The following is a 10,327-nucleotide window of genomic DNA, read 5'->3' on the forward strand; positions in this document are numbered from 1 at the left end:
GCGATGACCCTTCCCCCCGGTCCCTCCGGCCCCTCCGGCCCCTCCGGAGCGGGCGCTTCCGCCGCGCGCACCGCGCCCTGGCTGATCCCGCCGACGTACGACGCCTCGGCCGCGTCGCTCACGACCCATGTGCGCGCGATCGGCGAGGTGATGACGGGCACCGGGCGGCTGTGGCTGGGGCCCTTCCCGGCGCCCGCCGCCCTGCCCTCCGACTTCGAGGACACCGCCCTGGTGGTGCCCACCTCCGGATCCACGGGCACGGCGAAGGCGGTGGCCCTGAGCCGCGCAGCGCTGCGTGCCTCCCAGGAGGCGACGGCGGCTCTCTTCGCGGCCGACGGGACGGCGACCGGCACCCGGGGCCACGGTTTCTGGCTGCCCCTGCTGCCGCCCACGCACATCGCCGGCGTGCAGGTGATCGCCCGTGCACATCGCACCGCCGAGGTGCTCGGTCTGGACTCTCCGGCGCTCCCGGATCCGCTGCCGGACCTGCGTGGCCACTTCGACGCCGACGCTTTCGTGGCGCTCGCCGAGCCGGCTCTCGCCCAGGCCGAGCAGCGCGGACTGCCCGCCTTCACCTCGCTGGTGCCCACGCAGCTCACCCGGATCCTCACCGGCGCCACCGGGGCCGACGCGAGGGCCCGCTCCGTGCTGAAGCGCTTCGCGGGCGTGCTCGTGGGCGGTGCGGCGACCGGGCCGGAGGTGCTCGCCGCCGCCCGCGCCCAGCGCATCGCCGTCCGCACCACCTACGGCTCCTCGGAGACTGCCGGCGGCTGCGTCTACGACCGCTTCCCGCTGCCGGGGGTGCGCCTGCACGCTCAGTCCCCCGACGCCGAGGGAGCGGGCCGTCTGGTCGTCTCCTCCCCCACGCTCGCGCTCGGCTATCTCACGGCCGACGGCGGCATCGACACGAGCCCGTTCAGCCAGACCAGCCAGACCAGCCAGACCAGCCAGACCAGCGGGACTGTCCATGACAGCGACGCCATCATGCGCAGCTTCACCACCTCCGATCTCGCGCAGATCGCCGAGGACGGCGCGCTGACCGTGCTGGGCCGCGCCGACGACGTCATCAACACCGGCGGGCGCAAGGTGCTCCCCCAGGATGTCGAGCGGGCGATCGACCGCTCCCTCATGCTGCGCGATCTGGTCCTCTCGAGCCTCGTCGTGGGCGTGGAGGATCCGGAATGGGGCCAGCGCGTCGAAGCGCTCGTCACCCTGGCCGAGGGGAGCGATCCCGAGGAGGCCACCGCCCTGGTGCGCTCCGCGCTGCGCACCAGCGACGTCCCGGCGCACATGATCCCCAAGCGGGTCCACGCGGTCGAGCAGCTGCCCCGGCTCGGCATCGGGAAGCAGGACCGCGCCGCCGCGCGCCGCCTCGCCGAGGGCCAGCGGCCCACCGGGGACTGAGCGACCCACCCGGGGGCTGGCCGACCCTTCGGCGGCTGAGCGACTCGCCGACGAGCCCCGCCGGCAGGCGTGTGCCGTCGGCCACGACCCGGGCGCCGGCCCTGACCGCGGCGTATTCTCGTGGAGGCCGTCGATCGGGCGGCCCCTGTCTTGAGGAGCACGATGGCCAGCCTGTCGCAGTGGGTGCAGGGCGCCCGCCCCCGCACCCTGCCCGCCGCCCTCGCGCCCGTCGCGGCCGGCACCGGCGTCGCCGTCTGGCAGCTGGCCGAGACCACCGGCACCGTGGACTGGTCGCTGGTCGTGCCGCGCGCGCTGCTGGCCCTGGCGGTGTCCTTCTGTCTGCAGATCGGCGTGAACTTCGCCAATGACTACTCGGACGGGATCCGCGGCACGGACGACGACCGGGTGGGCCCCTTCCGGCTCACCGGCTCGGGAGCCGCCGCCCCGGGGACCGTCAAGGCCGCCGCATTCGGTGCGCTCGCCGCCGGCGGAGTCTTCGGTCTCGTGCTCATCGTGCTCGCGCAGATCTGGGGCGCGCTGCTCATCGGCGCCGCCGCGATCGCCGCAGCCTGGTTCTACACCGGCGGCCGGAAGCCCTACGGCTATCTCGGGCTGGGCGAGGTCTTCGTGTTCCTCTTCTTCGGGCTGGTCGCTGTGAACGGCACCGCCTATGCGATCACGCCGCATCCGCACTGGGTCGCACTGCTGGTCTCCGTCGCGATCGGGTTGCTCGCCGTGGCGCTCATGCTGACCAACAACCTGCGCGACATCCCCACCGATGCGATCGCCGGCAAGCGCACCCTCGCCGTCCGGCTCGGGGAGCGCGGCACCCGCCTTCTGTTCACCGCGATGCTGCTGCTGCCCTTCGTGCTCCTGGTCCCGGTGATGGTCGTCCAGTGGCAGGTGGCGCTGGTGCTGCTGGCGCTGCCGCTCGCCATCGGTCCCGTCCGCACCGTGCTGGGCGGCGCCATGGGCAGGGACCTCATCCCGGCGCTGGGCGCGACCGGCCGGCTGGAGCTGGTGCTCTCGCTCCTGCTGCTGCTCGGCCTGTGCCTGTGAGCACCTCCCGCAGCTCGCACCGCTGCCTGAACCGGCACAGCTGACTCAGCCAGCGCAGCCGGCGCTTCGAGTCCGGCGTCCTCTGCTCGCTCAGCCTCGGGAGGCCGTGGGCTCCGGGCCCTCGTCCGCGGTGCCCGCATCCGCTGCGCGTTCACCCGCCGTGCTCTCGTCCGCGGCCTCGGCACCACCGTCCACCGCGCGGGTCCAGTCGTCTGCGGCAGCGCCCTGCACCCCTGTCGCGGAGGAGCCGCCGTCGAAGGAGTCGTCATCGGTGTGGGCATCGAGGTAGGCGTCCTCGGCCTCGGCGTCCTCGTCGTGCTTCTCGCCCCTGCGCTCTCGGCGGCGGTCGTCGGCCGCCTTCCACCGCAGCGCGACCTTCGAGCGCAGACGGTCCAGGAACAGGATCGACAGGAGCATCGCGATCACAGCCGCGAGCACGCCGGCGAGCATCACTCCGACCTGGATCTGGGTGAGCAGCCACCAGATGCCCAGCCACAGGGCCAGACGGATGACGGCGAAGAGGGCCATTTCTCGCATGCCCCCAGAGTAGTTCGACCGCATGGGAGCTTGCCGAATCACCAGTGTTCAGGTGGGGTCTCTAGACTTCGGCCATGGTTAAGGGGTTACTGGCAGTTCTCTCGATCGCGCTCACCGTCTTCGCGCTCGCTGATTGCGTGCAGACGGTGGACGACAAGGTGCGCGGAATTCCCAAGTGGGCGTGGATCGTACTGATCGTGCTGCTGCCCTGGGTGGGTCCGATCACCTGGCTGGTGGTGGGACGGGAGCGCGCACCGGAACCGGATGCGCGGCCGCGTCGTGACGGCCCATCGGCCCCCGACGAGGACCCCGAGTTCCTGCGCCGGCTGGACGACGACATCCGTCGTGAACGGCGTGAGCGGCAGCAGCGCGAGCAGGGTGAGGAGCCCGACGACCCCATCGGCTGACTCTCCCGACGCTCTGCGCGACGCACGCCGGCCCCACGCACGCCATGCCCCGAGCAATCGCTCCACGAGAGCGTGCTCCCCGAGCGATCACCCCACCAGCACGCGCTGCCCGAGCGGCTGCTCCCTCACTGCTCCCCCTCAGCCTCCACCACATGACAAGCGCGGCCCCGGATGGACTCTCGTCCACCGGGGCCGCGCTCGTGCTCGGACTCTGTTCAGAGACCTGAGTAGGAGTGCAGGCCGTTGATCACGGTGTTCACGATCGTGTAGTTGAAGACCACGGCCACGAAGCCCGCCAGGGCGAGACCGGCGGCGCGGCTGCCGCGGAAACCACCGGTGGCGCGAGCGTGCAGGTAGGCGGCGTAGATGACCCAGATGATGAAGGTCCACACCTCCTTGGGGTCCCAGCCCCAGTAACGGCCCCAGGCCTCGCGGGCCCAGATCGCGCCGAAGATCAGCGTGAAGGTCCAGCACACGAACGCGACGGAGTGGATGCGGAAGCTGAGCGCCTCGAGCGCGGTCGAGCTCGGCAGACGATCCAGCACGTGCCCGAAGCGGCCCCAGTGCTCAGGGAACTGCTCGCCGGCCTCCGCCTTCAGCATCAGCGCGCGTTCATGGCGGGCCTGGAGAAGTTGGAGCGAGGCCACGACGGCGCCGAGGATCGACAGCGCGGTCGAGAGGATCGCGACCGCGATGTGGATGTAGATCCAGTGGGAGTTCTGCAGGCTCGGCGTCAGCTCCGCGGCCGGGACGATCCACAGGGTCTGGGCGAGCAGCATCGTCAGCAGCACCGGGCCCACCACGAAGGTGCCCAGCGCCCGCAGGTCGGTGCGCTTGATCGAGAAGATCAGGAAGGCGGCCATCACCACAGCGGTGCTGGTGGTGGCGAACTCGTACATGTTCGCCCAGGGCACGCGCTGGGTGGCCACGGCGCGCAGCGCGACACCCACGATGTGCAGCACGGTCGCCGCGGAGGCCAGGATGAACGCGAAGTTCTGCGCGGTCATCGATCCGGATGCCGCAGCACCCGCCGTCGTGGCCGACGGGGTGGACGCGGCGGCCGCCCCGTCCGTGCCGGCGACGTCGCCGCCCCCGGCTCCCTCCGACCCGACGGCCGCACCGGCGGAGGCCTGCGCATCCCCGGCGACGTGGGCGCCGGCGCCACCGGATGCCCCGACTGTCGCGGGCAGGGCGGCCTCGGCCGACGTCTCCTGGTCACGGCTCTGCGCCTCGTGCTTCTCGCGGGCTGCGAGGCGCTCGTCGCTGCGACGCTGCGAGGTGGAGGCGAGATCGGCGGCGAAGCCGATCAGCGCGAGCACGTACAGCACGATCGTCACCACGATGGCGAGATTCGCGATCTCCGCCAGCTGCTGGTCAATCACAGTGCACTTCCTTCGGGGGTGTCATCGGTGGGGCCGGTCGTCGGAGCAGGGCCAGGACGTCCTGTCCCATCCTGCGCCGTGCTGAGCTTCTTGGCGAGGGTCTTGACGTCCTCTTCGAGCGCCGGATCGTCGCTGCGGGCGAGTCCGGCGACCTCGAGCACCACGGTGCCGTCGGTGCGATCGTCGGCGGATCCGCCGCTGACCCGCACCCAGAGGCGCCGGCGCGGCACGAACAGCGAGACGATCAGGCCGGTGGCGGCGGCCAGCGCGCTGACGAGCACCCAGCGCTCGAACGGATCGTGGGCGAGGTCGAAGGCGGCGTACCGCAGCACCCCGTCGAAGCTGATGGTGGTGCCGTCCTCCAGCTCGTACACCTCGCCCGGTGCGAGCCGGATCAGCACCTGCTCGCCATCGGAGTTGGTCACCGGGTCCAGCGAGCTGACGTCGACCTCGTAGGCGTTCTGCGGGATGCCCGAGTCCAGGCCCAGATCGCCGTGGAAGACGGACATCGCGAGCTGCGGGTCGGCCAGGTCGGGGTAGATCGAGTGCGGGCCCTGCTCGTCGATCACGCCGGTGGGCAGGAAGAACCCGACCACGGCGGTCTGCTCGGGGCGGGCGTCCGGCGCCTTGATCACCAGCTGCGAGGTGTAACCGGTGTCCCCGGACGGCACGGTGACCACGGGGCCCTCGGCCACGACGGTCCCCTCGGGGTCGGTCACGGTGACCTCGGGGGCGTAGCCGTTGCCGAGCAGGTACATCGACGTGCCGTCGACGTGCAGCGGCTTGTTGACCTGCAGGGTCCGCTTCTCGTTCTTCTCGCCCGGGGTGGTGACGTCCACGTCGGCCTCGAAGGACAGCGGCTGGCCCACGCGGCTCTCGTCGGCCCCTTCGAGCACGTACTCGGCACGGAAGTCGTCGAGCGTGAACCTGAAGGGCGGCAGGGACGTGGGATCGAACCAGGCGCCGGAGTCGAAGGAGTCGTACTGGGTCAGGGAGTTGCTGAAGCCCTGTCCCTCGACCACCGTGATCTGCCCGCGGTAGCTGGTCAGCTGACCGCCGGCGACGCAGATCAGCACTCCGACCAGCGCGATGTGGAACACCAGGTTGCCGCTCTCGCGCAGCAGGCCGCGCTCGGCGCTGACGGATCGGGAGCGCTGCTCTTCGCGCACGACGGTGCGATACCGCGAGCGGCGCAGCGACCGGTGCGCGGTCTCGAGCACGGCGTCCGCCTCGGCGCCCGGCAGCTCGATCCGGGTGTAGCCGGTGAAGCGGGTCAGCCGCGAGGGCGTGCGGGGCGGCTTGGCGCGCAGCTGGCGCAGGTGCACTCCGACGCGGGGGATGATGCAGCCGATCAGCGAGATGAACAGCAGCAGGTAGATCGCCGAGAACCACGGCGAGGAGAACACCCCGAAGAAGCCGAGCTTGTCGAGGATCTCCCCCCACCTGCCGTTCTCGTCGAGGAACTGCTGGGTGAGCGCGGGGTTGACGCTGCGCTGCGGATACAGCGAGCCGGGCACCGCGGCGATCGCGAGCAGCATCAGCAGGATCAGCGCGGTCTGCATGCTGGTCAGCTGGCGCCACAGGAACAGCAGGGTGCCGCGCAGTCCGAGGGACGGCATCGAGGGACCGCTCCCGCCGCCGCGGGGGGCGTCCTTGTCCTTCTTGGAGCTCCAGGAGTTCGCGGCGGTCTCGCTCGGGGCCGCTGCAGGGCGTCCGGTGCGTGCGCTGTTCAGGGTCTCGTCCGTCCCGTCGGATGTGCTCATGGGGTCCTCGTCGTGGCGAGTCATCACACCACCGGCTCGAAGGTGGCGATCAGTCCTTGCAGTTCGCTCATCCACTCCGACCACAGGCCGGTCATGAGCAGCACGCCGATCGCGATGAGCAGCGCGCCGGAGAGCAGGCCGATCGAGCGGCGGTGCTTGGCGAGCTTGCGGCTCAGGCCGAGCGCGCGCTCGAAGAGCAGCGCGAACAGCACGAAGGGGATCCCCAGGCCCAGCGAGTACGCGAGGGCGAGAACGCCGCCGCGCAGGGCCGCCCCGTCGCCGCCGCCCTCGAGGGACAGCGCGACGATCGCGGCGTAGGTGGGGCCGATGCAGGGGGTCCAGCTGAGCCCGAAGACGAGCCCCATCACGGGAGCGCCGAGCAGGCCCGCATCGGGCTTCTTGCTGGTCACGGAGCGGTTCATGCCGAGACCGGGGAACACGCCCATGAAGACCAGGCCCATCAGGATCACGACCGCGCCGGCGACGCGGTTGATCCAGACGATGTACTCCTGCAGGAGGTAGCCGAGCGCCCCGGCGAACCCGCCGAGCACCATGAACACCACGGTGAATCCGGCGACGAACAGCAGACTGCCCAGCGCCATCCTTCCGGCGCCCGGACCTCGCCCCGCAGGCTTCCTGGCTCCCTTGCCCGGCCCGGCGGCCCCGGCCCCCTGCCCCGCGAGGCCGGAGACGTAGCCCAGGTATCCGGGGACCACGGGCAGGACGCAGGGCGACAGGAACGCGACCAGGCCGGCCGCGGCGGCGACGGCCACGGCCAGCAGGAGCGACCCGGACATCGCGGTGGCCTGGAAGGCGGAGCCGGCATCGGCGCTGATCATTCGCCCAGCACCTTGTCGATCATCGCGCGCAGCGTCGAGGGGTCGATGCCGCCGGAGATGCGAGCGGCGACCCGTCCTTCGCCGTCCAGCACGAGCGTCGAGGGCACCGCGTTCGGGGAGACCTGGCCGCGCAGCGCGTACATGATCTGCGCGTCAGGGTCCGGCAGCGAGGGGTAGGTGATCCCGTAGCGCTCCTCGAAGGCCTTCGCGGGTCCGGCGGTGTCGCGCACGTTGACGCCCACGAAGCCAACGCCCTGCTCGGCGTACTCCTCATGGATCGCCTGGAGGTCCGGGGCCTCCTTGCGGCAGGGCGGGCACGAGGCGTACCAGACGTTGACCACGAGCACCTCGCCGCGCGCATCGGACGAGGAGAACTCCTCGTCCTCGAAGGTGGTGCCGGAGAAGTCGAGCGGCTCGCCGCGGTCGGCGGCCTCGATCTCGGTGGCCACGCCGTCACCGGAGACGTACCCGGATTCGTAGCGGTCGCTGGTGTCCGAGCCGCAGGCGGCCAGCAGCAGGGTGACCGAGGCGGTGCCGGCCGCACCGAGGAGACCTCGGCGCGTGAGCGGTGCCGACGTGCCGGGCAGCGCGGGCAGGTGAGGCGGGAGCGCCCGCGAGCGCCCGCTGTGCGTGCGGGTCATGTGAGGTTGCCTCCGGTGGCGTCGACCGCCCCGGCGTACAGCTCGGCCGCCGGCTCGGCATAGCCGACGTCGGCGAGGTGCGGACCGACGAAGTGCAGGCTCGTCACCGAGCACAGGCCGCATTCGCGACGACGGGGGTCGTGGAACAGCGGCTTGCCCTCGGCGCTGCGGCGGGTCACCCAGATCGGCAGCTGGTGCAGGACCAGCACCGCCTCGCGCCCGTTCGCGGCCTGGCGGGCCTCCTGCACGGCGGAGATCACGCGGGAGACCTGGTCGCGATAGGGCTCGCCCCACGAGGGACGGAAGGGGTTGAGGAACCAGCGCCAGTTGCGCGGATCGCTCAGCTTCGCCTCGCCGTGACCCATCCGCTGGCCCTCGAAGTGGTTGCCGGACTCGATGATCCGCGGGTCCGTGGTGACCTCGAGATCGTGCGCAGCAGCGATCGGCGCGGCGGTCTGCTGGGCGCGCAGCAGGGGCGAGGAGCGCACGAGGGCGATGTCGGAGTCGGCAAGGTGATCGGCGACGTGCTGCGCCATCTGCTCGCCGCGATCGCTGAGCCGATACCCGGGCATGCGGCCGTAGAGGATGCGGTCCGGATTGTGCACCTCGCCATGGCGGACGAGGTGGACGATGGTGGTGGTCACGGGTGCGCGTTCCCCCCTCGGGAGATCAGCAGGAGTGGAGCCGAGCGGCTGAGCCGCCTCACGGTACCAATCCAACCTCCATGTCAGCCCTGAGGAGCGGCCTCGACGTGAGCAGCCGGACTCCCGATGGCGATCGGGGCGTCCTCCGGCACCGCGCGACCCAGGATCCGGCCGAGCTCGAGGAAGTCGTCGTGGCCGACGACGTCCAGCAGCAGTTCGCGCACGGAGCGCACATGGATCGGTGCGGCCCGCTCGAGGAGCTCGCGCCCGGCGACCGTCAGCTGCGCCTGACGCCCGCGCCCGTCGTTGGAGCAGCGCACCCGCTCCACCAGCCCGCGCTTCTCCATCCGGGAGATGGTGTGGGTCAGCCGCGAGCGCGAATGCACCACGCGATCCGCGAGCTCGGACATGCGCAGGAACGATCCCTGGGCCTCGGACAGCCGCACGAGGATCTCGTACTCCCCCAGCGTGAGGTCGATCTCCGGGTCCGCCTGCAGGACCTCCGAGAAGCGGTCGGTGAGCAGCGTGGTCGCGTAGAGGAAACCGCGCCAGGCGTTCTGCTCCGAGGGCGTGAGCCAGAGGTCCTCCGGCGTCGACGCCCTCCCGGCCTCTGCTGCCACTGCTTCTGCCTCTACCCCTACTGCCTCTGCCACCGCTTCTGCCTCTACCTCTGCTGCTTCTGCCACTGCTTCTGCTGCGCATCCGGTCGCGCCGGCCCCGACCTCACCCTCAGTGCTTGACTGCGTGTCACGCATCACTGTCTCCTGTCCCTGTGGCCATGTCCTTGCATCATCCTCCAGTTTAGTTTAGATTTCAAGGAAGCGAGGCGATCATGCATCAGCATGATCGCTCCCTACGACCTCAAGGAGATCTTCCATGACTGATCTGACCCCCGGCACCTGGGCCCTGGACCCGACCCACACCGCTGCGAGCTTCACCGTGCGCCACGCGGGCATCTCGAAGGTGCGCGGACAGTTCACCGACGTCACGGGCGCCCTCACGGTCGGCGACAACGGGGAGAACCTCTCGTTCGACGTCTCGCTGAAGACCGCCTCGGTCACCACCGCCAACGAGGACCGCGACAACCACCTGCGCAGCGGCGACTTCTTCGACGCGGAGAACTTCCCGGAGATCACCTTCGTTTCCACGAAGGTCACGGACGACAAGCTGGTCGGCGACCTCACCATCCGCGGCACCACCCAGGAGGTGGAGCTCAGCTTCGAGTACGAGGGCGCCGCGACCGATCCCTTCGGCACCTACCGCGCCGGCTTCACCGGTCAGACCACGATCTCCCGCAAGGAGTTCGGCCTGACCTGGAACGCCGCCCTCGAGGCCGGCGGCGTGCTGGTCTCCGACGAGGTCAAGATCTCCGTCGAGGCCGAGTTCACCGCGCCCACCGCGGCCTGACTCGACCCGCCTCCCCCGTCGGCGCGTCGACCGCGTCACGACAGAGGCACGGGCCGCTCGCACCGAGGTGCGGGCGGCCCGTCGTCGTCCGGCGCTCACCCGTCTTCGCCTCGCCCTCTACTGCCCCCTCGCCGTCTCACCGCCCCGCTCTGCCGCCCCGGCACCGGGGCGTCCTGCGTCCCGGCGCCCAGCCGCTCTCGATAAGGTTCACGCCATGACCACCCCGCGCATCCCGAGCCCCGCC

Annotated in this window: 11 protein-coding genes; 4 read left to right on the plus strand and 7 right to left on the minus strand. The window is 71.1% G+C overall.

Translation table 11 applies throughout. The annotated features are described in order from the left end of the window. The first annotated feature begins 3 nt into the window (after positions 1 to 3). Together CIK81_RS12675 and CIK81_RS12680 are read left to right on the plus strand one after the other, a co-directional pair. Positions 4 to 1,404, plus strand: a complete 1,401-nt coding sequence (locus CIK81_RS12675) for an AMP-binding protein (protein WP_114355769.1) — start codon at positions 4 to 6, stop codon at positions 1,402 to 1,404. Positions 1,405 to 1,566: 162 nt separating this feature from the next. Further along, positions 1,567 to 2,463 carry a 1,4-dihydroxy-2-naphthoate polyprenyltransferase gene (locus CIK81_RS12680; protein ID WP_096163326.1) on the plus strand — a complete coding sequence of 299 codons (897 nt, stop codon included), beginning with the start codon at positions 1,567 to 1,569 and terminating at the stop codon, positions 2,461 to 2,463. A 90-nt stretch (positions 2,464 to 2,553) separates the two neighbouring features. Here CIK81_RS12680 and CIK81_RS12685 read toward each other — a convergent pair whose 3' ends face one another. Further along, positions 2,554 to 3,000 (minus strand): DUF4229 domain-containing protein, encoded by a 447-nt coding sequence (locus tag CIK81_RS12685; RefSeq protein ID WP_096163327.1) that lies wholly within the window; start codon positions 2,998 to 3,000, stop codon positions 2,554 to 2,556. 74 nt (positions 3,001 to 3,074) lie between these two features. On the opposite strand from CIK81_RS12685, the gene CIK81_RS12690 reads away from it, so the two are divergent. Further along, positions 3,075 to 3,407, plus strand: coding sequence for a PLD nuclease N-terminal domain-containing protein (locus CIK81_RS12690; protein ID WP_096163328.1), 333 nt, complete (start codon positions 3,075 to 3,077; stop codon positions 3,405 to 3,407). A 215-nt stretch (positions 3,408 to 3,622) separates the two neighbouring features. Here CIK81_RS12690 and ccsB read toward each other — a convergent pair whose 3' ends face one another. The 6 genes from ccsB to CIK81_RS12720 form a co-directional block, all read right to left on the minus strand. Then, a complete protein-coding gene (ccsB, locus tag CIK81_RS12695) occupies positions 3,623 to 4,789 on the minus strand; it encodes a c-type cytochrome biogenesis protein CcsB (RefSeq protein ID WP_096163329.1) in 1,167 nt (388 codons plus the stop codon). Further along, positions 4,786 to 6,552 carry a cytochrome c biogenesis protein ResB gene (locus CIK81_RS12700; protein WP_096163385.1) on the minus strand — a complete coding sequence of 589 codons (1,767 nt, stop codon included), beginning with the start codon at positions 6,550 to 6,552 and terminating at the stop codon, positions 4,786 to 4,788. The genes ccsB and CIK81_RS12700 overlap by 4 nt, the downstream gene beginning before the upstream one ends. Before the next feature lie 23 nt (positions 6,553 to 6,575). Continuing rightward, positions 6,576 to 7,391 (minus strand): cytochrome c biogenesis CcdA family protein, encoded by an 816-nt coding sequence (locus CIK81_RS12705; protein WP_096163330.1) that lies wholly within the window; start codon positions 7,389 to 7,391, stop codon positions 6,576 to 6,578. Beyond that, a complete protein-coding gene (locus tag CIK81_RS12710; RefSeq protein WP_096163331.1) occupies positions 7,388 to 8,032 on the minus strand; it encodes a TlpA disulfide reductase family protein in 645 nt (214 codons plus the stop codon). The genes CIK81_RS12705 and CIK81_RS12710 overlap by 4 nt, the downstream gene beginning before the upstream one ends. Beyond that, the gene (locus CIK81_RS12715; protein WP_096163332.1) at positions 8,029 to 8,676 is read right to left on the minus strand and encodes a histidine phosphatase family protein; all 648 of its coding nucleotides are present in this window, start codon (positions 8,674 to 8,676) and stop codon (positions 8,029 to 8,031) included. The genes CIK81_RS12710 and CIK81_RS12715 overlap by 4 nt, the downstream gene beginning before the upstream one ends. Positions 8,677 to 8,759: 83 nt before the next feature. Then, a complete protein-coding gene (locus tag CIK81_RS12720) occupies positions 8,760 to 9,296 on the minus strand; it encodes a MarR family winged helix-turn-helix transcriptional regulator (RefSeq protein ID WP_241964151.1) in 537 nt (178 codons plus the stop codon). A 256-nt stretch (positions 9,297 to 9,552) separates the two neighbouring features. Between CIK81_RS12720 and CIK81_RS12725 the strand changes: the two genes are divergently transcribed. Further along, a complete protein-coding gene (locus tag CIK81_RS12725) occupies positions 9,553 to 10,083 on the plus strand; it encodes a YceI family protein (protein ID WP_096163334.1) in 531 nt (176 codons plus the stop codon). Positions 10,084 to 10,327 lie beyond the last annotated feature (244 nt).

It is taken from the genome of Brachybacterium sp. JB7, assembly GCF_003335205.1.
Lineage (GTDB): Bacteria > Actinomycetota > Actinomycetes > Actinomycetales > Dermabacteraceae > Brachybacterium > Brachybacterium alimentarium.